This is a genomic window from Streptomyces sp. NPDC006733, from assembly GCF_040636125.1.
Classification (GTDB): domain Bacteria; phylum Actinomycetota; class Actinomycetes; order Streptomycetales; family Streptomycetaceae; genus Actinacidiphila.
On record NZ_JBEYJD010000083.1, the window covers coordinates 1 to 22,688 of the forward strand.

General features: G+C 70.9%; 23 protein-coding genes. 2 read left to right on the forward strand and 21 right to left on the reverse strand.

Features of this window, described 5'->3' with window-relative positions; translation table 11 throughout:
- Positions 1 to 319: 319 nt before the first annotated feature.
- From ABZ721_RS38955 to ABZ721_RS38975, 5 genes are all read right to left on the reverse strand, one after another.
- On the reverse strand, positions 320 to 1,300 hold the full coding sequence (locus ABZ721_RS38955) for a hydroxyacid dehydrogenase (protein ID WP_358793570.1): 981 nt from the start codon (positions 1,298 to 1,300) through the stop codon (positions 320 to 322).
- A gap of 23 nt (positions 1,301 to 1,323) precedes the next feature.
- Positions 1,324 to 2,118: a carbohydrate ABC transporter permease gene (locus ABZ721_RS38960; protein ID WP_358793592.1), complete on the reverse strand. Its 795-nt coding sequence runs from the start codon at positions 2,116 to 2,118 to the stop codon at positions 1,324 to 1,326.
- Between the two features lie 167 nt (positions 2,119 to 2,285).
- The gene (locus ABZ721_RS38965) at positions 2,286 to 3,215 is read right to left on the reverse strand and encodes a sugar ABC transporter permease (protein WP_358793571.1); all 930 of its coding nucleotides are present in this window, start codon (positions 3,213 to 3,215) and stop codon (positions 2,286 to 2,288) included.
- A 2-nt stretch (positions 3,216 to 3,217) separates the two neighbouring features.
- A complete protein-coding gene (locus ABZ721_RS38970; protein ID WP_358793572.1) occupies positions 3,218 to 4,540 on the reverse strand; it encodes a sugar ABC transporter substrate-binding protein in 1,323 nt (440 codons plus the stop codon).
- Between the two features lie 153 nt (positions 4,541 to 4,693).
- Complete coding sequence (locus ABZ721_RS38975; protein ID WP_358793573.1) at positions 4,694 to 5,767, reverse strand: substrate-binding domain-containing protein; 1,074 nt, start codon at positions 5,765 to 5,767, stop codon at positions 4,694 to 4,696.
- Between the two features lie 577 nt (positions 5,768 to 6,344).
- Here ABZ721_RS38975 and ABZ721_RS38980 point away from each other — a divergent pair.
- Positions 6,345 to 6,689 (forward strand): cytoplasmic protein, encoded by a 345-nt coding sequence (locus ABZ721_RS38980; RefSeq protein ID WP_358793574.1) that lies wholly within the window; start codon positions 6,345 to 6,347, stop codon positions 6,687 to 6,689.
- A gap of 175 nt (positions 6,690 to 6,864) precedes the next feature.
- Here the strand turns inward: ABZ721_RS38980 and ABZ721_RS38985 are convergent, their stop codons facing one another.
- The 15 genes from ABZ721_RS38985 to ABZ721_RS39055 all read right to left on the reverse strand — a co-directional run bounded on the left by ABZ721_RS38985 (position 6,865) and on the right by ABZ721_RS39055 (position 20,277).
- A complete protein-coding gene (locus tag ABZ721_RS38985; protein ID WP_358793575.1) occupies positions 6,865 to 7,776 on the reverse strand; it encodes an SDR family oxidoreductase in 912 nt (303 codons plus the stop codon).
- Complete coding sequence (locus tag ABZ721_RS38990) at positions 7,773 to 8,387, reverse strand: helix-turn-helix domain-containing protein (protein ID WP_358793576.1); 615 nt, start codon at positions 8,385 to 8,387, stop codon at positions 7,773 to 7,775. The genes ABZ721_RS38985 and ABZ721_RS38990 overlap by 4 nt, the downstream gene beginning before the upstream one ends.
- A gap of 180 nt (positions 8,388 to 8,567) precedes the next feature.
- On the reverse strand, positions 8,568 to 11,099 hold the full coding sequence (locus tag ABZ721_RS38995) for a hypothetical protein (protein ID WP_358793577.1): 2,532 nt from the start codon (positions 11,097 to 11,099) through the stop codon (positions 8,568 to 8,570).
- Between the two features lie 276 nt (positions 11,100 to 11,375).
- The gene (locus ABZ721_RS39000; protein ID WP_358793578.1) at positions 11,376 to 11,627 is read right to left on the reverse strand and encodes a hypothetical protein; all 252 of its coding nucleotides are present in this window, start codon (positions 11,625 to 11,627) and stop codon (positions 11,376 to 11,378) included.
- 314 nt (positions 11,628 to 11,941) lie between these two features.
- On the reverse strand, positions 11,942 to 12,283 hold the full coding sequence (locus ABZ721_RS39005; RefSeq protein ID WP_358793579.1) for an amphi-Trp domain-containing protein: 342 nt from the start codon (positions 12,281 to 12,283) through the stop codon (positions 11,942 to 11,944).
- 90 nt (positions 12,284 to 12,373) lie between these two features.
- Positions 12,374 to 12,850, reverse strand: a complete 477-nt coding sequence (locus ABZ721_RS39010; RefSeq protein ID WP_358793580.1) for an SHOCT domain-containing protein — start codon at positions 12,848 to 12,850, stop codon at positions 12,374 to 12,376.
- Between the two features lie 524 nt (positions 12,851 to 13,374).
- Positions 13,375 to 13,890 carry a PH domain-containing protein gene (locus ABZ721_RS39015; protein ID WP_358793581.1) on the reverse strand — a complete coding sequence of 172 codons (516 nt, stop codon included), beginning with the start codon at positions 13,888 to 13,890 and terminating at the stop codon, positions 13,375 to 13,377.
- Positions 13,891 to 14,060: 170 nt separating this feature from the next.
- Entirely contained in the window at positions 14,061 to 15,299 is a 1,239-nt protein-coding gene (locus ABZ721_RS39020; protein ID WP_358793582.1) for a DUF2254 family protein, read from the reverse strand.
- A 115-nt stretch (positions 15,300 to 15,414) separates the two neighbouring features.
- Entirely contained in the window at positions 15,415 to 15,708 is a 294-nt protein-coding gene (locus tag ABZ721_RS39025) for a hypothetical protein (RefSeq protein WP_358793583.1), read from the reverse strand.
- Positions 15,709 to 15,794: 86 nt separating this feature from the next.
- Positions 15,795 to 17,216: a DUF2252 domain-containing protein gene (locus ABZ721_RS39030; protein ID WP_358793584.1), complete on the reverse strand. Its 1,422-nt coding sequence runs from the start codon at positions 17,214 to 17,216 to the stop codon at positions 15,795 to 15,797.
- Between the two features lie 171 nt (positions 17,217 to 17,387).
- Positions 17,388 to 17,657 carry a helix-turn-helix transcriptional regulator gene (locus ABZ721_RS39035; RefSeq protein ID WP_358793585.1) on the reverse strand — a complete coding sequence of 90 codons (270 nt, stop codon included), beginning with the start codon at positions 17,655 to 17,657 and terminating at the stop codon, positions 17,388 to 17,390.
- Complete coding sequence (locus ABZ721_RS39040) at positions 17,657 to 18,148, reverse strand: DUF2975 domain-containing protein (protein ID WP_358793586.1); 492 nt, start codon at positions 18,146 to 18,148, stop codon at positions 17,657 to 17,659. Before ABZ721_RS39040 ends, ABZ721_RS39035 begins: the two co-directional genes overlap by 1 nt.
- A gap of 142 nt (positions 18,149 to 18,290) precedes the next feature.
- Positions 18,291 to 18,734, reverse strand: coding sequence for a PaaI family thioesterase (locus tag ABZ721_RS39045; protein ID WP_358793587.1), 444 nt, complete (start codon positions 18,732 to 18,734; stop codon positions 18,291 to 18,293).
- 211 nt (positions 18,735 to 18,945) lie between these two features.
- Positions 18,946 to 19,617 (reverse strand): enoyl-CoA hydratase-related protein, encoded by a 672-nt coding sequence (locus ABZ721_RS39050; RefSeq protein ID WP_358793588.1) that lies wholly within the window; start codon positions 19,615 to 19,617, stop codon positions 18,946 to 18,948.
- Between the two features lie 48 nt (positions 19,618 to 19,665).
- Positions 19,666 to 20,277 (reverse strand): TetR/AcrR family transcriptional regulator, encoded by a 612-nt coding sequence (locus ABZ721_RS39055; RefSeq protein ID WP_358793589.1) that lies wholly within the window; start codon positions 20,275 to 20,277, stop codon positions 19,666 to 19,668.
- 329 nt (positions 20,278 to 20,606) lie between these two features.
- Between ABZ721_RS39055 and ABZ721_RS39060 the strand changes: the two genes are divergently transcribed.
- On the forward strand, positions 20,607 to 21,107 hold the full coding sequence (locus ABZ721_RS39060) for a hypothetical protein (protein ID WP_358793590.1): 501 nt from the start codon (positions 20,607 to 20,609) through the stop codon (positions 21,105 to 21,107).
- Between the two features lie 140 nt (positions 21,108 to 21,247).
- Here ABZ721_RS39060 and ABZ721_RS39065 read toward each other — a convergent pair whose 3' ends face one another.
- Positions 21,248 to 22,501: an alpha/beta fold hydrolase gene (locus ABZ721_RS39065; protein ID WP_358793591.1), complete on the reverse strand. Its 1,254-nt coding sequence runs from the start codon at positions 22,499 to 22,501 to the stop codon at positions 21,248 to 21,250.
- Positions 22,502 to 22,688 lie beyond the last annotated feature (187 nt).

The following is a 22,688-nucleotide window of genomic DNA, read 5'->3' on the forward strand; positions in this document are numbered from 1 at the left end:
CCCCCCCGCACGTGGCCCGCCCCGCTGGTCTCCTGCGGGGCGGCCACGGTGCGGTCGAGACGGGAAGCAGGCGGCGGCCCCACCCAGCACGGCAGGCTGGTGAACCGGCTACTGCCGAACCGTCGGGGAACAGCCGGAGCGGCACAGCGCGGCGCACCGGTTCACCGGGCAGCCCAGCTCGCGTCGGCATCGGAGCCGGGGCACCGGTGACTGGCGCCGAACACTGACAAGCGAGCGCGCACCCGTCGTGACCGCGCGCGAAAGCCCCGCCAACCGTCCGTCCCGCCCCTGATCCCGATTCCGCACAGGCTCTACGCGATCACGCGATCACGAAGAGGTGGCCGGCGAGTACTTGCTCGTGGAACGGTTCTCCCTGGGTGTAGCGGGCGAGTTCGTTGAGGGCCGCGGTGGCCAGCCGGTTGAGTTCGGTGCCGAGCGAGCCCGCGATGTGCGGGGTGAGCAGGACGTGCGGATGGTCGTAGAGCGGCGATTCGGCGGGGAGCGTCCACGGATCGGTGACGTCGAGGACCGCGTACAGGCGCTCGGCGAGGATCTCGTCGACCAGGGCACGCTCGTCGACCAGGGCGCCGCGGGCGGTGTTGATCAAGGTTGCCCCGTCGCGGAAGCCGGCCAGCCGGCGGCGGTCGATCAGGTGGCGGGTCTCGGGGAGGTCGGGGGCGTGCAGGGACACGACATCGCTGGTGGTGCAGAGCTCGTCGAGGGTGAGCAGCTCGGCTCCGAGCGCTCGGGCCTCCTCCGCGGTCAGGTAGGGGTCGCTGACGACGACCTCCAGGTCGAACGCGCCCAGCAGTTCCATCACTCGCCGCCCGATGCGCGACGCCCCGATGATGCCGACGCGTTTGTCGAGGTTGCCCATCTCGGGGAATCGGGCGTGCCAGTCCTGTCCTCGGCGATCCGCCCGGTAGGAGCGGGCGATGGGCAGAACGCGCTTGTTCGCGAACAGGATGGCTGCCAGCGTGAACTCGGCCACGGGCAGCGCGTTTCCGGCGGCGGCGGTCGCCACCGTGATGCCCCGGTCCCACACGTCCAGGGTGAGGTGGCCCTTCACCGAGCCCGCGGCGTGGACGACGGCCCGCAGGCTCGGTGCGGCGCGCAGGGCCTCGCCGTCGAGGAGCGGGCATTGCCAGCCGGTGATGAGGACTTCGGTCTCGGCGAGGAGCGCGCGGGCGGCGGGGTCGGTGAAGTCGGTGAGCACCCGATCGGGGTCGATCCGGGTCAGTTCGTTCAGGCGGGCCCGCTCGCGCGGGCCGAAGAGACGTGCCGCGACGGTAGGGTCCATCGCCAACGCTGCGCGGGGACGGTTCACTTGACGCTTCCCATGGTCAGGCCGGAGCGCCAGTAGCGCTGCAACACGATGAAGCCGATGATCAGCGGGAGTACCGCGAGCAGTGAGCCGGTGATCACGAGGGGATAGAACTCCGGCGCCTGGGTGGTGTTGCCGCTCCAGGTGTAGAGCCCGAGGCTGACGGGGAACAGTGCGCGGTCGGAGAGCATGACCAGGGGCAGGAAGAAGTTGTTCCAGATGGTGACGAACTGGAACAGGAAGATCGTCACGAATCCCGGGGTCATCATGGGCAGCCCGATCGAGCGGAACAGTCGCAGGTCGGAGGCTCCGTCGATACGGCCGGCCTCGATGACCTCGTCGGGGATGTAGCTGCGGGCGAAGATCCGGGCCAGATAGACGCCGAAGGGGTTGAGCAGCGACGGCAGGAACACCGCCCAGTACGAGTTGTTCAACCCGGCCTTGGACGCCAGCAGGTACATCGGCAGCGCGAGCGCGGAGACCGGCACCAGCACGCCGACCAGCACGACGCCGAAGAGTTTCTCGCGGAGGGGGAAGCGGTACTTGTCGAAGGCGTAGCCGGCGGCGACGCAGATGATCGTGCTGCCGAGCGCTCCCGCTCCTGCGTACAGCAAACTGTTGCCGAACCAGGTCAGGTAGATCCCGTCGTCCTGGTCGAGGACGCGCCGGATGTTGTCGGCGATCGCGGTCCGGTCGATGTGGAACATCGAGGTGCCGAGCAGGTTGTTCGGGTTCTTGGCCGCGGAGGTGACCAGCCAGATCAGGGGAAAGACGGCGTAGAGCGCGCCGATCATGAGAAGGCTGTTGACCGCGGTCCTGGACGCCCAGGCCGGGGTGCGCCGGGAGGAGCGGTGGGAGCGCGCCGTACGGGGGGCGGCATCGTCCGGCGGCATGGCCGGCGTGGCAGCGGCCTCGGCTGGGCGTGCCGTGCGGTCGCCGGGCCGGTGGACGAGGCTCGGGCTCACCAGGACTCCTTCCGCCCGGCGATGCGCGTCACCGTCCATGACAGCACCCCGGCAACCGCGGCCAGCAGGATGGACGCGGCAGCGGCCAGGCCGATGTCGTTCGCGCCGAACGCCGTGTGGTAGATGAACATGGCAGGCGAGTAGTCGGCGTCGAGAGCGCTGCCGGCGGACCGCATGACCATCGGCGAGTTGAACATCTGCAGCGAGCCGATGACCGTGAACAGAACGACGACGCCAACGGCCTGACGGATCATCGGGAGCTTGATGCGGGTGGCGATGGTCCATCCGCCGGCACCGTCGACCCGGGCGGCCTCCAGGGTCTCGTGCGGGATCGCCTTGAGCGCGGTGTAGAGGATGACCATGTTGTAGCCGGTCCACATCCACACGGCGATGTTGATGACTCCCGGCAGCACCCAGGAACGCCCGAGCATGTCGATGTCGATGCCCCGCCCGGCCAGCACGCCGAGCACGGGGCTGGCGCCGGGGGTGTACAGGTAGGCCCAGATCAGGCCGGCGATGACCTCCGGAACGGCGTGGGGGAGGAACAGGGTCAGCTGGAAGAACTTTCCCGTGCGCGCGGCGGTCGCGTCGATCAGCAGGGCGAACAGGGCGGCGAGCCCGACCATGACGGGGATGTAGATGACGCAGTAGAGGGCGAGGGTGGCGAAGCCGTTCTGGAAGTGCTCGGAGGTCAACGCCTGCCAGTAGTTTCCCGGGGCGTTGAAGACCCTCTCGGCGTTGCCGAAGCCCAGGCCGGAGCTGCGCTCCGTGAACAGGCTGAGGTTCACCGCGTAGACCAGGGGGGCGACCATGGCGATCCCGAAGACCGCGAAGAACGGGGTCAGGAGGAGGAAGGCCGCGCCTCCCTGCCCCCGTCCGCGCGTCCGCCGCGCGGCACCGGGCCGGGTCGGCGACAGGAGGGACATCGTCAGCCGCCCGTCACGCTGAGCTTGCGCTTGCTCATCTCGTCGACGGTGGCCTGCTGTGCTGTGCGGAGTGCGTCGGGGATGGAGCGGCTGTTCTGCGCATCCCCCAGCGTGGTGCTGGTGACGTTCATCGCGGGTCCCCACATCCAGCCGGTCGGCACGGAGGCGTCCGCGGCCTTGAAGACCTGGAAGACGTCCTGCTTGCCGAACAGGGTGCTCTTGAAGTTCTTCGCGGCGACCGCGTAGGCGTCCGGGTGCGCCGGATAGACGGCCCGGCCGGCGCTGGTCCGCGCGTTGATGCTCTCCGGTGCGTGGGTGAGCCAGGTCGCGAACGTCGCGGCGGCCTTGGCGTTCTTGCTGTTCTTGCTCACCGCGAAGGTGCTGCCGCCCCAGAAGCCGGAGGAGGGCTTGCCGTCGTACGACGGCAGCGGCGCGACCGCCCACTTGTCGCTCTGCCCGGTCGTGTTCGCGGCGAGGTTGTTCGCCGCCCACGGGGGCCCGATGACCGTGGCGAGCTTGTTGGTCTTGAGCATCTTGCCCCAGTTCTCGCTCCAGGACCTCTCGACGAGGACGGTCTTGTCGTCCTTGAGCTTCTGCCAGTACGCGCCCACCGCCGTGGACTTCGGGTCGGTGAGGTTGACCTGCCAGGTGTTGCCCGCCGTGCCGAACCACTTGGCGCCGGCCGCCCAGCTGTAGGCGGCGAGCTGGGTGGGTTCGTTGGGGAAGTACGAGCCGAGATAGCCGGCCGGGTCCTCGGCGTGGAATTTCGCGGCGGCCTTCGCGAAGTCGTCCCAGGTGCGAGGGATCTCGATGCCGTGCTGGGCGAGCAGGTCCTTGCGGTAGTACATGACCATCGGTGTGGCGTCGTACGGCATCCCCCACACCTTGCCGTCGAAGGTGGCCTGGTCCGTGATGGCCTTCGGGTAGTCCTTCAGGGCGGCGGGATCCACCAGGTTCCCGATCGGCTGCAGGCCGCCCCGGCTGACGTACTCCGGCAGGTTGGTGTACTCGATCGTCGCCAGGTCCGGCGCGTTGCCGGCGGTGATCGCGTTGGTGAGCTTGAGGTAGCCGCCGGCCACGCCGCTGGGGGTCACCTCGAGCTTGACCTCGATGTCGCTGTGGCTCGCGTTGAAGGTCTTCACGACATCCTCGATGCCCCCGATCCACGACCAGAACGTGATGGTGGTCTTTGTGCCGGGCTCCGCACCGCCGGCCGACGCGCTCGCGCCGCCCGCGCCCTCCCCTCCGGAGGAACAGCCGGCGCCCGCCAGCAGCGAGACGGCTACCAGCGCGCTCGCCATCCAACGGATCCTGATCGGTTTCATGACCGCTCCTTCACGTCATCGCCGGCTCCGAACCAGCCCGTCCATCCCGCCGCACGGGGCGTGATCTGGGGTTGTGACCGGCCTCAAGGGTGGTCATGGAAGCGAAACGCCACGGCAACGTCAACGGATGCGGTGGAACACGGTCAGAACCAGTCAACCGATCAGCCGTTTTCCGCAGGACTCACGGATGGTGAGCCGCGGAAGCAGGGTCAGGTGGTGCGGGGTGACCGTCGTTCCGGGGTGCGGGACGAAGCGGCGGGCCATCACGCGCACGGCTTGCTCTCCGACGTCGTACTTGGGCGGGCTGACGGCGGTGAGCGGCACCGGGCCGAGCGCCGCGATCTCGTCGTCGTACGCGATGACCGCCAGATCTCCAGGCACCCGCAGGCCGTCCGCGATCGCCGCCTCGACCAGGCGGGTCGCCTGGTTGTCGCTGTGCACGAACGCGGCGGTCGCGCCGGTCTCACGGCACTCGCGCAGCAGGCGCCGCAGCGCCGAGCGCAGTCCCTCGGGGTCCTTGGCGCCGTCCGGCACCGGGACGTCGGGCGCGTCGGTGGCCAGGCCGAGGACCTCGACAGCCTCGGCGTAGCCGCACCGCAGCCAGAACTCGGTGGGGGTGGCGGGGTCCAGCGCGAGGGCGACCTTGCGGTGCCCGAGCGACGCGAAGTGCCGCAACGCGAGAAGCGCGCCTTGTGCGTGGTCGGTTCGCACGTAGTCCACGTCCCGGGTGGTGTGCGCGTAGCCGACGGTGCGCTCCATGAGCACTACCGGCACGGGCAGGGTGTCGAGCCACGCACCGAGCTCGGCGGCGGCCGAGGAGCCCTGTGCGGCGGCCAGGAGGAGGCCGCGCACCCCGAGCGCGAGGAGTCGGGCGACCCGTTCGCGCTCCTCGTCCGGACGGTAGTGCGACACTCCGAGCACCAGGCGGATGCCCAAGGCGTTCGCCGCGCTCTCAGCGCCGCGGATCACGCCGGGGTAGTAGAAGGTGGTGGACGGCACGACGATCCCGACCGGGACCGGTGCGGCGGTTCCCGGCTGCTCGGCGGGGGCGGCCACCGCGCCGCCGTGGACGCGTGTCAGAAGTCCCGCGTCGGCCAGCTCGCGGATGTCGCGCCGCAGCGTGGCCTCGGAGGACTCCAGGGCGATCACCAGATCGGCGACCCGCACACTGCCATTGAGCTGCAGCTCGCGGAGGATGAACTCGTGCCGTTCGCGGGCCAGACGCATGCGCTCCCCCAATCACCGGGCCGCTGGATGGTGGGGCGCGGCCGTCGAACAACCACCCGTGACCGTGCCGGCCAACCGAGCAGAAGCGATCATTCTCGATAGGAACAGCTGTGTAAACCAGCAGACGTGAGCGCTCCGACTCTTGACCCCCAGCGGCGCCTGGCCTCCCGATTCGGCAAGCGCGTATTCCCCGGACGTCCCGTCCCCGCCCCGGCGCCCAGGACGGACTTCCTGGCTGTGCCGCCCTACCTTCCCCTCCCGCCGATGGACCGTCTCGTCTCCCCTTGCACCGGCTCGACACACGCCCGCGGGGAGGCCGTCGCGGACGTGGGCGATCGGCCTCCGCCGGCACACGGTCCGCCGGCCCGACCTCGAAACCGCCAACAACGGGCCCAGCACGACCCGCCGACCCTGCGGAGGGTCCCCCTCCCCCGCCGACGCCCGGTGCCGGAAGGCGCGACACCGGGCGTCGGCACCACGTTCGCTGACAGCCGTGGGGAACCGATGGGAGCACCAGGGCACTCTCCTTACGTGGGGCTGAAGTCCCATCAGGCGAGGCACTTCCTGCGAGGAACTCATGAGTCAAGATCCGGTCGAGGCCAACCCCGGCCTCTATAGGGTGATCTTCGAGAACGAGCGCGTCCGCGTCCTTGAGTACCGCGACCAGCCGGGCGATAGGACCGTGCCCCACGAGCACCCCGACAGCGTCATGTACACCCTGAGCTCGTTCACCAGGCGCCTCAGCTCCGGCGGTCAGCAGCGCGAGGTGGAGCTGGAGGCCGGTCAGGCACGCTGGCTTGGAGCACAGGAGCACGCCGGCGAGAACATCGGCGGCACCGAGACACATGTGATCTTCGTGGAGCTGAAGGAACCCGCGCCCACAGCCGCGGGCGAAGGTCCGCTGGGACCCAGCGGACCCTGATCGGGACGATGGCCGGTGATCCGGCCCGGGGTTGCCGGCCCGAGCCAGCCCGCGTCGGCAACCCCGGGCCGCGATCTCCGGTGTACCTGCGACCACGAGGAGTCGGTCGCCGCCAACGAGGACGTCGCCGACCAGGGGCTTTCGACAACCCCCCTGGGCCTGTACCGGCCAGGTTCTACAGGGGCTCTCCGAGGGGTCCGTACTGCTCCTCCAGGTTCTTGGCCCAGTGGGCGGCGAAGTCCGGTTGCGTGCCGTCGGCATCGGTGAAGCCGTACTCCTGGTACAGGCCCCAGGTGGCCAGGGCTCGTCCGCTCTTGGCCATGATGTCGGGGTCGGCGGCCAGTCCGGCGACGGCCCGGCCGAGATAGGCCGGCGTCTCGGAGTGGGCGAAGTTCGGGTCCTTGGCTGCGCCGTCGCGCCAGTTCGCCTCGGTGACACCGAAGTGCTCCAGCAGCGCCTCCGAGCGCAGGAAGCCAGGTGTGATGGACACGGCCGCGACGCCATGGGGTTTGAGCTCGGCGGCTTGGGCCACGGCGAGGCGTATGACCGCGGACTTCGCCAGGTCGTAGAAGAACGTGCCGCGGTAGCGGGAAGTGTTGCCGTCGGTGACTTCCACGACCAGGCCGCTCCTGCGGGCGACCATGAGGGGAAGTGCGAACCTGCTGGTGATGATGTGGGTCTCCACCGCCTGTCGCAGCAGCCGTAGACCGGTCTCGAGGTCCTGCTCCCACAGGGGGTGTTCCCAGTCGGTCAGCGGGTCTCCGCCCCACACGGAATTGACCAGGATGTCGAGCTGTCCGTCCTGCTCGGCGGCGATCCTGTCGACGAGGGCCCGCACCTCGTCGGGGCGACTGTGGTCGATCCGGGCGGGGATGCCCACGCCGCCTGCGGCGCTGACCTGCTCCGCTGTCTGCTCGATGGTTTCCGGGCGGTCCAGGTCGGAGCGCCCACCGGTGCTGCTGCGGCCGGTGACGTACACCGTCGCGCCGGCGGCACCGAGTTCCACGGCGATGCCCCGTCCACCGCCCCGGGTACCGCCGGCGACCAGGGCCACCTTGCCGGCCAGGGAGCGGGTGTCGCTTGTCATGATTCCTCCAGGTCGTCGTGGTGCCGACGTGGGATGTGAGGGGACAGCACCGCGTCGAGCTCGCGCCGGAGCCGCTCTTCGAGTGTGCCTTCGCGTTCCAGTGACCAGGTCAGACCGGCACCGGCGATGATCGCTTGTACGGTGCGGGCCAGCGCCGCGGCCTCGGTTCCAGCGCGGAGTTCACCACTTTCGACCGCCTCGATCAGGAATTCCTCGATGGCCCGCTTCTGCGTACGGTGGATGGCCAGCGCGCGCTCGTAGAGCTGCGGATCGCCCAGATCCATGCACAGGAACGCCAGATGGTTGGCGAAGGTCTCCGGTGTGTCCATCGCGGCCGCCGACTCCACCGTCAGAGCCGCCAAAGCTCCGAGCGCCGAGCCGTGCGACTGACGCACGCGGCCGGCCATCTCGCCGGCGTCCTTCTCGGACCGGTCGGACAGTGCCAGGAGCAGACCGTGCTTGGAGCCGAATCGCTGTACCAGGGTTCCCGGCACCAACCCGACCTCGCGCGCCACGGCGGCCAACGTGAATCCCCCAGGACCCACCCGGCCCATGACCTGTTCCGTCGCACGCAGGATCACCGCATCATCGATCCCCCGGGGACGTGCCATGACCGCCCTCCTTCGTTAATAAATGCTCATTCATTCATTAAAGCACGCAGGGATCGTACTGACGAGCCGCCGTCCCGCTCAGGGCCTCGTCGCGACGGCCCGGTGCGGCAGGGGCCGGGCAGGACGGATGTCCTGCCCGGCCGGCGGCGCGGGTGGTGCGCCCCTCACCAGGGCCAGTGGTCAGACCGAGGACTCCCGGACCAGGATGCAGAGCAGCGAGCAGGCGACAGCCGACGAGGGCGCGCTGGTCGTCGCGGGTGTGTGGGGCGGGGCGTTGGCGGCGGAGAAGGTGGCCGACGCCGTGTTCTTCAGCGGCAGCGCCAGCAGGAAGGAGTTGCAGTAGATCTGGCGGGTGGCCCCGACCGGTAGAGCGAACGTTCCTGCCGCGGCCCGGCAGGCTGGGGTCACGCTGTCGTTCACGGTCACCCCGGTCACCGGTACCGGGCCGGTGTTGGTGACGGTGATCCTCCAGTACGCCGTGCCGAGCAGTTGCAGCAGGCCCACCGGGCTCTGCTTGGCCCAGGGACCGGAGCCGTCCGGTCCGCAGGCATGCGCGTTCGCGACGGTGCAGATCTCCTTGTTCACCGTCACGGCGGGCTGGCACTGCGCGCCGGGCGCGACCGCCAGGTCGGCGGCGTTGGAGGTGAAGGATCCGGTGCTGTCGGTCCCCGTTGCGGTGTCCGTCACCTGGGTGACCGCGCAGTTCGCGGCGACGACCGTGCGCACGCAGATCTGCGGCGCGTCACCCTGGTAGCCGGCGACGAGAGCGGGGTGGTTGTCGGCGGTGAAGTCGCCGGCGTTGGTGAGGACCAGTTGCACCGTGACGGTGATGCTGGGATGAGCGGTGGCCGAGATACCTGTCAGATCGACGGATCCTGTCGGCGTCAGGACGGGACTGGCCAGGACGGTTCCGTCCGGGTCGGTCACCGAGACGGCCGAGGCCGCGAGGTTGACGTGCGCGAGGTCGATGCCCTCCAGGCGCGCGGTGGTGTACCCCTGGACGTGGCCGGGCGCCCCGTCGCAGTAGAAGGCCGACGGTTTGAGGGTGACGGCGGCGCCGCTGTGCACGCAGGGGCTGGTGCCCGTGGCGGGGTCCAGGGAGAACAGCACGCCCGCGTCGCCGAGGGCGATCAAGCAGCGGGTGGTGGTGTCATAGGTGTACCCGTAGTCCCGCGTCGCGCCGCCGTTGACGTTCGCGTGCGTGGCGACGGCCGGGAATCCGGCGCACGGCTGGGCGTTGGTCCAGCTGTAGCACAGGGTCGCGCCGGCGATCGGGCCGCCCCAGACGGGGAAGTAGCTGCGGCGGTCGGCTGCGGTGGCGACCACCTCGGGGTTGAAGACCAGGACGCCGGCGCCGGTCGAGGCGAGTCCGGTGGCGGGGGGTGCCAGCGGGGAGCCGTCGATCCCGAAGCAGGTCGTCAGCGGGGAGGCACCGCTACTGACCGCGCTGCACACCCCGTTGGCCTCGCCGGAGGTGTTGTAGGAGGTGAAGGCGTTGTACGTGTAGTGGCTCGCGGTGGGTGCGGCCGGGTGCGCGCCTTGCCATCCGGCGCAGACCGCGCTCTGGACCGGGTCGAAGCAGCCCAGCTCGGGAGGTCCGGCGGTGGTGGAGCCGCTCGCCTGCGGGGCGGACGAGGCGAAGACCTTGCCGTCGGCGGTCGTCATACCCCCGAGGTACAGCGCGCCCGTGGCCCCGGGAAGGTCGTGGTTGGGGCGGACGACCGGCGCGAAGGGCTGTCCGGCGCACGGGGTACGCGAGGCGATGCCGAGGCAGAGCACCTGTCCGGTGCTCGCGACCCCGTAGAGGTTGCCGCCCTCGGCGACGAGGCCCGCCATGCCGTTGGCACTCGACGGTGATCCGCCGACGGCACGCAGCGCGAAGAAGCCGCAGTTGGCGCGGGTGGCGAGGTCCAGGCAGCCGACGCCCAGGTCGGCGGCGGTCACCGCCGGGTAGTACACGATGCCGGGGCGGCCGGGGTCGAGGACGTACTGCGGGGTCAGGGTGCTGCCGATGTTGCCGGTGGCACCGGAGCCGAGCGGGCCCGGGGTGGTGTTGAGCGGCCGGGGCCAGGGGCCGCCGGAACAGGGCTGTCCGGTCGACAGGTTGCTGCACACCACCTGGGGTGCGTTCAGCGCGGCGTGGTGATAGATGTTCCACGCCTCGACGTCGCCGGCAGCGGTGCGGTGCAGGACCGGGGTGAAGCCGTCGCCGCCCGTGGACTGCACGGTGGGCTGGACGGGCGGCAGCAGATTGGCGGCCAGGCTCGTTCCGCCGGCTCGGGCGGCGGGATGCGTCGCGCGCACGGCACGGGTCGCCGCACCCTGATCGGTCCCGGTGAACGTCGTGCCGTCGGTGGACCAGGCGGGAGTCCAGCCGGGCGGGACCGCGAGCGACCCGGGCACGTAGGTCTGCGCGGTGCCCGCACCGGTGAGGGGATCAGTGATGACCGCAGGGGCCGGACCGCCGGTGGCGGCGTTGGTGTAGCTGACCGCCCAGTTCACGGTGTCGCCATGGTTCACCGGGAGTTGGGCGGGAGCGGTGACGTTCTGGGCGGTCTTCACCAGCGTGGAGGCCGCGGCTTCCGTTGCCGGCGCCTGGGCCGCGGCCGGGACGATGCCGCCCGTGGCGGTCAGGACGAGGGCGGTCAGCAGGGCGGCCGCCCCGGTGCGGAGCGGCCGTCGAGTTGCGCGTGAGTGTAAGAGACGGAACATGCTTCCCCTATCTCTGTCAACGGGCGCACACGCGCTGATGCGCGGTCCGCCCTGCGCACACCGTAGGGGGTGTCAGGCGACAGCGTCCTAACTTCCGACAATCCTTACAATAAACGACAAAAAGATGCCGACAATTGCCGCACTCAGACCTACATGTGACCATTCAGGGGGCCGAAGTGAGCGATCGTGCAGCCCCTGAACGATCGCGCCCAGGCCACCGCTCCGGTCGGCTCGACGGGCTCGCTGGTGCGCGCGTGGACACTGCCCGACGCCGCCTCAGCCGGCCGAGGGATCGCCGGACGCTGGAGGGGTCGCCGGGCGGCGGAGGGTGGCCATGAGAACGGCGACGGCCGAAAGCAGCGCGCCCAGGCCCGCACCGACTGCTCCCAGCGTTCTGGCGATCTCCCACGCCGCGCTCTCCGCCAAGTGGCAGCCCGGGTCGCACACCCACGATCGGCCGCCACCCATCCGCGCGGCCGCGAGAGCGGCCAGTCCCAGGAGCAGCAGGGCGATGCCGGACCAGAACATACGGCGGGCGGCTGCCTCATACCGTTTCGAGCGCGTGTCGACCATATCGGCCACGGTCCCATCCCGGTACACGACGAGCAATGGTGCGGATCGAAGGAGGGCCGGGGGCGCTGCCGTCCGTCTCCTTACGTGCGAACAGGCACGTGCCGGCGACGGCAGAGCGTCGACCTTCGACCGTGCGCCCTGCCAGGGCCGCGACGTGGTCGAACGCTGCTTGGATCGCCGCCCGCGCCGCAGGCGGTAGAAGGCGAGCCTGGAAGGCGCCTGCGCCCAGGGGATGGCGTGCGCGTGTCGGATCAGCGGGCCTCGCGGGGTCAGGCGGTCTTCTTGGTGGGCTTCGTGGCGCTCCTGGCCTTGCTCGCGCCGCGCTTGGCGGCGGCCCGGTTCCGCTGCGGTGCGGCGGCACGCGGCGGCGCCGTCCGGGCGGGCTGCACCGTCGGCCAGGCGAGTTCGATCTCGAGTTCGATCTCTCCGTCCTCGACCTCGATCTCGATCTCGCTCCGGAGCCCATCGGGAACGGTCAGGCTCAGGGTCCCGTGCCCGAAGGCCAACTCGACGTCTCCGCCCTTGCGCAGAGCGTCCGCGAGCGCGGTGAGCTGATCGGCCGCCTCTTCGCGGGACAGCGTGCGCTGCTGCTCGAACTTGAGTTCCGACATGGGGTTCTCCAATCGGGTGGAAGGCGCGACGCGGCGGGGGGCCGCCGAGCCCGACGACACCCAGGACGGCCTGCCCGCGGCGTACGGCGTTCAGTGGCCGGCGTGCGCACCTGCCGTGGCGGTCGAACGCTCCTGTCCGGTCGAACTGCGGTCGTTGAGGATCAGGCCCTTGGCCCGGGTGAACTCTTCGTCCGTGATGTCGCCGGCCGCGCGCAGTTGCGACAGCTTGGCGAGTTCGTCGGCGCTGCTGGCGGGCCGGCCTTCGGAGGCGGCCTCCCGCACGTAGCTGTTGAACGCTTCCTGCTGCTCCCGGGCCTGCGCGATCTCCCGGCGGCCCATGGTCCCCCCGCGGGCGATAACGTAGACCAGGACGCCGAGGAAGGGCAGGAGGATGGTCAGCACCAGCCAGCCGGCTTTTGCCCACCCGCTCATCTCGTGGTCACGGAAGATGTCCCTGATCACGCGGAAGAGCAGCATGAACCACATGATCCACAGGAAGAACAGGAGCATGCTCCAGAAGATGTCCAGCAGCGGATAGTCGTAGGCGAGGTTCATCGGTGCGCTCATGGCGTCCTCCTCTGGTCCAGGCGGGCGACCGGCTGGTGTCGGAGCCCCTCAGCGTGCGCACGGCCTGCGGGTGGCGGCCTCACCCGGTAGGGGTGAAGAGCCCGCCGGGTGAGGGCTGCCTCTTCCCCATGGCCGGTGCCCCCAGGTCCGGCTGGGGTCCTGCCGGAGACGGCGCGCTCCGACCGCGGGGAGACGGCGCCCGACGGCATGTCAGGTTCTGGGACGTCCCGACGCGTCCGCGGCCGCCTTGGTGAGCGCGGCTCGTCAGCGAGGACGAGCGAGACGTCGGCCAGACCGAGCCACAGGCCGAGCAGCCGGGTCAGGTCAACGCAGCGCGCTCCACAACCCAGCATTCCACCGTTGTCGGCGCTGCGCGATCGGTGCCTCAGAGGGCGTCGGGCAGCAAACCGGTGGAAGCCACAAGCGGCAGAGGTCTGAAAGTCACACCCGACGCCTGGGTGGGCCGACCCTACGAAGGGCTCGCCCGGTCCCGCAGACGAACGGAGGGAAGTCTGAGCGCTGCCCTACCGGGCGCGGGCCGCCGTGCCCGCCACGGCGGTTTGTATCTCCGCAGTGAGCCGAGCCGCGTCCTTGGTGTAGCCGGTCAGCAGCAGTCGCCCGCCGTCCCGGAGCCGGATGACCAGGTGGACGTCCCAGCCCATGAGCCGGCCCAGGGCGTGGTTCTGCCCCCGCTCGACCACACCACGGACCGCTGTCCAGGGCAGCACCCGGGTCTCCCCGGTCCGCCGGTAGACCAGTCCGCCCTCGCGCAGCACAAAGACCTCGCCGTGCCGCCCCAGAGTCCGCAGCCCGCTGGAGACGCCGCCGTAGAGCCCGATGAGTGCGCCGCCCCACAGCAGCCCGGCGAATTGCGCGCCGTCCCGGCCCTCGGAGAAGACGGAGATGGTCACTGGGGTGGCGACGGCCGCAAAGACCAGTCCCACCAGCAGCGCGCCCATCGCGACGCGTCCGCGACGCGCGTTGTCCGTCGGATGGTTGCGGATGAAGGTGCCCAGCGCGCGCTCCGCCTCCGTGGCCACGAATCCCCCTTGGAGCCTCTTTCGCAGTGCCGTCAGTCTGCGGGACGGCCGGTCGGGGGTACAAGGGGGCGACACGAGCGGGACAGCGGCGGCGCGCAGGTGCGGCCCATGCCGCTCGCCGCGCTCGCCCCTGATCGGCTCTCAGCAGCCCGCTCCTCCGGTGCCGGCCGTCAGGGCCATGCCGGGGCGCCGGGAAAGCCGTGCTCCAGCAGCCGTTCCACCCAGGCCAGCCGTTCCCGGAGCAGGGGACGGCGGGTTTCGGGGCCCGCTTCCAGGATGTGCTCCAGCAGCAGATGGATGCGCTGGAGGACCAGGGGGGTGGTCTGCGCGCTGTTGATGACATCGTCGAGCGCGGTGCGGACATACCGGCCCCAGTCCGGCAGCGGCACGCTGACGCGCGGTGCGCCCTCGGCGTCCCGGGCCTCGCCGAGGTCGAGGTTCTGGGCGGCCAGCAGGAGCAGCAGGTCCTCAAGGTGGTCCAGAGCCTGGACGGACGTGGCCGGGTCGTTGATGGCCGGGGACAGCCCACGCAGGGCGATGTCCGCCAGGAGCCGGAGTCCGAACTCGGGATTCCGGTGGAATCCGCTTTCCACTCCCGGCGTCAGGGCCGCCAGGATGATGCCCGGCGGCAGCGTGCCCCCGTGGACGTACGCCACGGGCCGGCCCCTGATCAGGAGCTGCCCGATGGCCTGGCCGAGCACGATCCGGCAGTCGTGCGCGCGGGCCGCGGCGATGAGCGGGGGCAGGTCGATCCCGCACAGGACGGCCCCGGGTCCGGGCCAGGGGACGGGAGTGCCTCCGGTCGCGGGCGGCCCGGTGCGCCCGGTCGACTGCTCGTCACCCGGGGCCCGGTCGTAGACGGTGGCGATGACGTGCCGGGACCGGCTGGTGATCGCGTGCAGGCAGGGGCCGAGCTGGATCGAGGCGAAGGCGCGGCTCTGCAGGGTGTACATGAACACCAGCGCGACCAACACCAGGGCCATCGCGGTGGCGGGGACGACGACGGACACCTCCGTGCGCGTGCCGAGAGACAGCGCCGAGGTGATGCAGAAGACGAAGACCCCCAGGGCGAAGGCGAAGGTCCGCCACACGAGCGGGTCGTCGCGGAACAGGCCGAGACGCGGCGAGAAGGTCGTCGCGGCCCACTGCACGACCAGGAACAGCAGCGAGAAGATGATGCTGACCAGGCCGATCACTCCGAAGCCCAGGGAGAACAGCAGATCGGCCGCGCGATCGGCACCCATCATCGGATGGACCGCGAGGTGGGGAAGGAGGAGTCCGGTGCCCAGGCCGACGGTGACGCACAGGAGCTGGGCCAGGCTCCGTCGCCGTGCCCGCTGCCCTGTCCCGTCGACGCGACGCGTGGGGTCGGTCCGGCGGCTGCCGCCGGCTGCGCTGAGGTTGGCCACAGATTGCATTGTCAGTCCGTACCGGTGTCGGCGACAGGCGAGGCGGCCGGAGGGGTGGTGCGGGCGGGTGGCCGAGGCACGCGGTTCGTCTGCCGGATCCCACGAGGCTGCACCGTTACGCTCCGGTCAACGTCACCACAGCCCAGGGGTCAGCGGACGCTCCCGCCTCACGCCAGCTCCAGCGCAGCAGCCCCGCGTCGGCCAGACACTCCAGAGCGTCGAGCAGGAGCACGGGCGAGACGCGCAGGGCGGCGGATGCCGCTCTGACCGGGAAGACGGCGATGCGGGCGGCGTCCTGGCGGGGGTCCTGCACGAAGTCGACCAGCAGCCCGGCCGCGACCCGGCCGCGCGGCACCGCCCGTGCCAGCCGGGCCCACTGCACCACCCAGCTCTCCAGCTCCGTCGTCACCGGAACACACACCCTTTCGCTCCGCAGAACAAAGTGCGACCTCACTGCGCGTACCGGGCCGGCCCGGCGCGGCACCGTGCACCGGCTCACGCCTCCTGCGCGCTGACCCGTCCGCTGCTGACCGCCTCGACCAGTGTCTGATGGTCGCGCTCGTTCTGATCGGCGTAGCGCTCGGCGAACCCCACCAGCGCTCGGTCGAACGCGTCACCGCGGCCCAGGTAGGCGGCGATGGCGATCCGGTCGCCGGAGCGGGCGTGGGCCCGGGCGAGCGTGGCACCACACAGCTCGCCGAAGAGCGTCATGCCGCGGGGCACCATCAAAGACGGATCGACCACGCCTTTCCAGTCGCGCAACTGCCGCACGTAGAAGTCCCGCTCGACGCCGTCGGGCGCACGCACGCGTTCCCAGCCGAGGAAGATGTCACTGGCCGCCTGCATGAGCCGCTGCCCGGCCACCACACGTTCGCCCTGGGTGGCGAGCTGACTGGCCCCGGCGTACGGGGCCAGCACCGACGCACCGGCCTCTTTGGCCTGCAGGAAGAGCGGGTCCTGTCCGTCCCGGCCGAGCAGGAGCATGATCCAGCAGCGGGTGCCCACACTGCCCACCCCCACGACCTTGCGGGCCATGTCGACCAGTGTGTAGGTGCCGAGCAGGTGGCGCCGGTCGGACTGCAGACTCTTGCCGTACCGGGAGATGAGCTCCCGGATCATGTCCTCGAGCTCGTGGCGCTCCAGGTCGGGCAGGAGCTCGGCGGCACGGGTGATCATCGGGGGCTGGGAGGCGATCCGCCGCTCGCCGTCGACCAGTTCGGTGAGCTTGCCGAAGGCCTGCAGACTGTCTCGCGTCCGTGCTTTGGCCAAGGCCTTGGACACCTGTGAGCGGCCCCGTTTGGCCAGCCGGCCTGACGCCAGAACCTGCAGCATCTCGGCGTCGGCCCGGGCGTACCAGACGTCGAGTGTGCGCATCCCCGCGAATTCCCGCATCCGCTCGCGGTAGGACCGCACCGTGGCCGCCACGATCGCTGCGCTTTCGGCGCTGCTGAAGCCGTTCTCCCGTGCCGCGATGACCATACTGGCGGCCAGCCGCTTGACGTCCCACTCCCACGGCCCGGGCAGCGTTTCGTCGAAGTCGTTGATGTCGAAGAGCAGGTTGCGTTCCGGGGACGCCAGCAGGCGGAAGTTCATCAGGTGCGCGTCGCCGCAGAGTTGGACCCGCAGGCCGGTACTGGGTGTGGCGGCCAGATCGCCGGCCATGACGGCGGCAGCACCCCGGTAGAAGCGGAAGGGTGACTCGATCATCCGTCCGTAGCGGATCGGCACGAGTTCGGGAAGGCGGACGAGGGACTGCTGCTCGATGACCTCGACGGGGTCCGCCCGGTGCGCACCGGGATCGAACTCGGCGTGGCTCGATCGTGGCGTGTGCGCACGGGCTGCCCTGCCGCGCTCGGCTCGTTCCCGGGGGGTGATCAGCAACGCACCGCCAGGGGCTGTCGTGGGTCTCTGGCTCATGACAGCCTCCCGTTCGGTACCGCGGCGCGCCCGAAAGCCAGGAGCGGTGCCGCTCCGCCTTCCATCCTCCGCCGCACGGTCGGGAACCGCACTCCGAGCCGGCCGCGGTGCGCCGGCGGCCCGGTCCCGGGGACGACCGGTCCCGGGACGACCCTGGGCTCGCGACGGGGGTCAGGCCAGCGGGATCGGCGCTGACGCGTCGACCGGCACGGCTGCTTCGTCTTCGTCCACGGTGTCCTCGGCCTCCCAGTGCAGCAGGTCGCCGGGCTGGCACTGGAGCACTTCGCAGAGTGCGGCGAGCGTCGTGAAGCGGACCGCCTTGGCGCGGCCGTTCTTGAGGACCGCCAGGTTGGCGGGTGTGATGCCCACCCGGTCGGCGAGTTCGCCCACGGACATCTTCCGCCTGGCCAGCATCACGTCGATGTCGACGGCGATCGGCATCAAATCACCTCGTGCAACTCGGCTTGCATCTGGGCTGCTTCGACGTCGCGGGCGACGGCCTGGCTGAGCAGCATGCGCAGGACGAGCACGATGAGCGCGACTCCCAGGATGGCCACGCCCACCCCGCCCATGATGACGGTGACGCCCGGGTCGTCCCGCTGGCCTGGCGCATTGACGGCCGTGACCGCGAACCACACGAGGGCAGCCGCCACGATCGCCCCGATCACGCCGTCGACGTACCGGAAGGCTGCCGGGGAGAACACGGTGCCGCGGCGCACCATCGCCACCAGCCGCCAGACACAGACGAGGGCGACCTGGGCCGCTCCCATGCCCAGGATGGTGATCACGCGCATCGCGGTCAGTGGGAGCGTCCCGTCCTCCGGGTCGTTTCCGCTGACCAGCACCCACAGCATCAACGCCTGTACGAGCACGGTGCCGGCGAGCACCACCACGAGCACGGCGCGCAGTCCCCGCACTGTCAGGTTTCCCATGAGCCACCCTCCATCGATCTACGATAAGAATCTATTGAATATCGATAGGTTAAGCAAGGGGCTGGGCTGGAGGCTGAGCGGCGGTTTCGCACCACGGCCAGTGCCTGCACCCGTGCCGGGGAGCGGCCCGTCGGCCGGCGATCTAGAAGATCATGCACGTCGTGGTGGCGTGGGCGATCAGCTTGCCCTGGTCGTCCGTCACCTTGCCCTCGGCGGTCGCGGTGCGGCGGCCGGCGTGGATGACGGTGCCCTCGGCGGTGAGTACCTGTCCGTCGGTGCGGGCCGCCCGGATGTAGTTGACCTTGAGTTCGAGCGTGGTGTAGCCGGTGCCGGCCGGCAGCGTCGTGTGGACGGCGCAGCCCATGACGGAGTCGAGGAGGGTGGCAGCGATCCCGCCGTGCACGGATCCGAGCGGGTTGGCGAAGTCGGGGCGGGTGTCGAGGGAGATGACGACCCGGCCGTGCTCGACCTCGTCGAAGCGCATCCCGAGCAGGCGGCCGATGGAGGGCAGATCGGCAGGGCGCTCGGTCTGGACCCAGCGCATCAACTCAAGGCCGGTCATCGCAGTGACGTCGACGGTGCTCATGGTCGTACTCCTCGGGTGCGGTGCCGCGGTGCGCGGCGGGATGTGCGTCAGGTCGAGCGGGGAGGAACAGGGGGCAACTCAGCCGGCGGGACAGGAAGGCGACTCAGCTCCGGCGGACCCGGTGCCCGTGTCCGCGGACGGTCAGCACCGCCCGCGCCCACCCGCGCCGGGTGCCTGCTTGCCGCACGGGGCGATCCCGCCGGCAGGCCGGTCAGCCGAGCGGGTTGGTCGTGTCGCGGAGGGTGGCCAGGGCCGGGGCGTACATCCGCGCCTTGATGGTGCCCAGCGTCGCACCGGCCTTGGCCACCTGCGCGTGGGCCAGCTCGAGGGCGGCGGGCAGCACGGCGTCCTCGGCGACCGCCCGGTCGACGATGCCGAGGGCCGCGGCGTCGGCTCCGCCGTAGCGGCGGGCGGTGACCATGGCCTCGTGGGCGGTCTGCGGCGCCAGCCGGGACTGGATCAGGGCGGCCATGCCTGGGGAGAAGGGGATGTTGATGTCCGCTTCGGGCAGGCACCAGAAGCCGCGATCGGCGCGCATGACGCGGAAGTCGTGCGCGAGGGAGAGCATCGCGCCGGCAGCGAAAGTGTGGCCCTGGAGCGCGGCGACCGTGATGACGGGCAGCGACAGCAGCCGGGCGAACAGCTCCTGGACGGAGACGACGTATTGCTGGTGCTGGTCGGCGTGCGCGAACAGCCAGTCGAGGTCCAGCCCGTTGGAGTAGAACTTGCCGGTGGCGGTGGTGACCAGGGCGCGGGGGCCGTCCGCCTTCTCCACCTCGTCGAGCGCTGCGCTGACGGCCGCGAGCCAGTCGGGGTGGAAGCGGTTCTCGGTGTCGCCGAGGTCGAGGACGAAGACGGTGTCCTGACGGTCGAGCGTGGGCATGGGCTCTCCTTCGAGCGGTGGGGGTGAGCGGGTGGGGTGCGGCGCCCGCTACGGTCGGCGGCGCGGGTCGGGGCCCGGCCGGTCACGCAGCGCGTGGACCAGCAGGTCGTGGATCTCGGCGGCGGCTGCCTCGATGGGGGCCGTGCTCCGCTCGGCCCGGCACATCACCACGGCGCCCTCCACTGCGGCGATGATGAAGGCGCCCAGCCGGCGGCTGCGTTCTGCGGTGAGGCCGCCTCGCTGCAGCAGGACCGCGAGCGCCTCCGTCCAGCGGGCGAAGACGGCGGCCGCGGAGCGGGCCAGCTGCGGGGCGTCGTCGTTGGCCTCGACGGCCACTGCCACGATCGGGCAGCCGGCCCGGTAGTCGCTGTCCACGAGTCGCTCGCGCCACAGCACGAAGAACGCGTCGACGCCCTCCACCGGATCATCGGTCTGCAGGACGGCGTCGAACACACCGGCGATGAAGTCCCCCGCCAGCCCCACCGCCTCTTCGATGAGCTGCGTCCGCCCGCCGGGAAAGTGATGGTAGACCGAACCGCGCGGGGCCCCGCTGTGGGCGAGCACCCGGTCGATGCTCGTCGCGCTCGCGCCGTACTCCCGCAGCAGGGCGGCGGCACTGATGACCATCCGGTCGCGACTGTCACTCCTGCGGGGGCTCACCCTTCCACCACCTTCCGGACGGCCGGGGACCGCCGGACGACGAACCCATGAGTAACTTATGGGGTATGGCATAGAACATACAAGGGAGTGGAGCGACCGCTGCGCCGCGCACATCCGGGCACCGCTCGCGCGGGCCTCCGGCGCGGCCTCGGCCACCGATCCTTGCCTTCACCGACGGAACGTCGGATGTCCCGGCGTGCGGGCGATGGCCGACCCAGCGCTTCTCGCTCAACGGCCCCCCAACGTAGGGCGATTGGCCTCCGAATCGAGCCGGTCCGAGCAGCGGCTTCGGGTTGTTCAGGATGATCGGCCCGGGCGATGATGGCGGCATGGCTGTCAGCGAGGACCTGCTCTGGGACGCGGCGGACAAGAGCAGCCGCATCATCCCGCGGCTGTGGCGTGTGGGGGTGACGGCCGGCTGCCTCGGCCTGCTCGCCCTGACGCTGTCGGCGGGTGGGGACCTCGCGTGGGCACGCTACGCGGCCGCGGCCTGCGCGCCGGCGGAGATCGCGTATTGGCTGTGGGACCGGCGGCGCCTGGTCGAGGTGCGCATCGCCGCCGGTCAGGTGGGCGGTCCCGCCAAGCTCCAGCTGCGGCGGGTCGGCGGATCGATCACCGAGCACGACGCCCACACCGTGGCCCGGGTCCTCGTCATCCACGACAACGTCGACACCGACGCCGCGAAACTGCACCTGAGCTTGCGGAGAGGGCAGCTCTCCTTCGCGCGCTCGGGCCGCTCCCCGGCGCTCACCGCCTGGCGGCAGACGTGTCCACGAGCCGAGGTCCGGGACCGGAATGCCCGGTGGGGCATGCCGGGGATTCCCGACTGAACGGAACCTGACAGCCGAGGGCCGTCCTGGCGCGGTTCGCGGGGGGCCACTCCTGCGCTTGGTCGCGGCTGACCGGCTTCGTCGCGAACACGGTCGCCCTGCGCTCCCCCGTGGCCGGCCGCCGCTCGTCGCCGGACTGCTCAGAACGCGGTCGAGGGCAGGGGCTTGCCCAGCACGAAGGCCCGCAGCAGTGCGGTGTAGAGGTCCGGGCGGCCCCGGGCGATGGCGTGGCCGGCGCCTTTGACGGTGACGAGTTCGGCGTCCGGGAGGGTCTGCCGGTACTCGTCGGCCACCGCGGGTTTGATGAAGTCGCACTCCCCTCGCATGATGAGCGCGGGGACGTGCGCCGTGCGCAGTTGCGGCCGGGGGTCCGGGGTGTGCTCGAAGTCCTTGCGGGTGAGCTGGTTGCTGTAGAAGCCCTGGGGGTTGTGGTGCGCCTCGGTGGGCGGTGCGCCCTGGCACGCTGTGCTGTCCTTGCCCGTCAGGGCAACCTCGTGCATCCACTGATCGACCTCACGGTCGCCGACCATCGCGTGCGCGGCACCGGGATTGATGTCCAGCAGCAGGCTCGCGGCGAGTATCCGAGGTGCACTGTTCAGCTGGTCGAGCCGGACCTGCTGGGCCGGTGCGAGCCGGTTCCAGGGTTCACCGGCCGCGGAGCCTGGGTATTCCTGGCCCCAGAGCGCGCCCGGCGAGGTGAACACGGCTTTGGCCACCTGGCGGCTGTGGGCTGCCAGGTACTGGGCCGCCAGGGACCCGCCCCAGGACTGGCCGATGATGATGATCCTGTCGACGCCCAGGGTCCGGCGGATCGCGTCGAGGTCGGCGACCTGGCGGGCGACGGTGTAGCCGGTGATGTCGGCCAGCCGGGTGGACCGGCCGGCGCCCAGCTGGTCGTAGGAGTAGACGTCGAAGCCGTCCGCGGCCAGTTCCCTGCCGCCGGCGGGTATGCCCTCCCCCGGCGTGCCGGGACCTCCGTGCAGGAAGATGACCGGAGTTGGCCTGGCGGTCCCGGCGGCCGGGACGTGGACGTAGGCGATGCGCGAGCCGGTCGACAGGTTCCAGAACCTGACTCCCGGAGGGACGGGGCTCGCGGCCGTGCCGGGCATCGGACGGAACACGGTGCCTGCGGCAAGCACCGCGACGGTGACGACCAGCCCGCCCGCGAAGAGGGCGGCTGACCGCCATCCCTGGCCGAGCAGGGCGAACGCCGCGCGGCCCAGCAGCCAGCCGACCACAGCGGCCAACGCGAGCCCGGCAAAGGCGAACAGCGGAACACTCGAAGTGACGCAGGCCGCTGCGAGAGCACCGGCCGCCGCGGCGACGGGCGTCAGGGGAAGCGCGATCAGCAGCAGAGCGCCGCCCAGCACGCGCCGGGGAAGAGGTGGTGTCATGCAGTCAAGGCTAGGAATGCGGCGCAGGCATTCCTTCCTGCGCCGGAACGATCCGATCTCCCGCGGGCCGCGCCGTGCGGCGGGGCGCTGACCCCGCCGTTGACGGGGTACGACATCGGGCTCTGGAACTCCTCCTGGGTGAGCCCGTACCCCCCGAGGTACGGGATCCCGGCCGACTCCAGGGCGG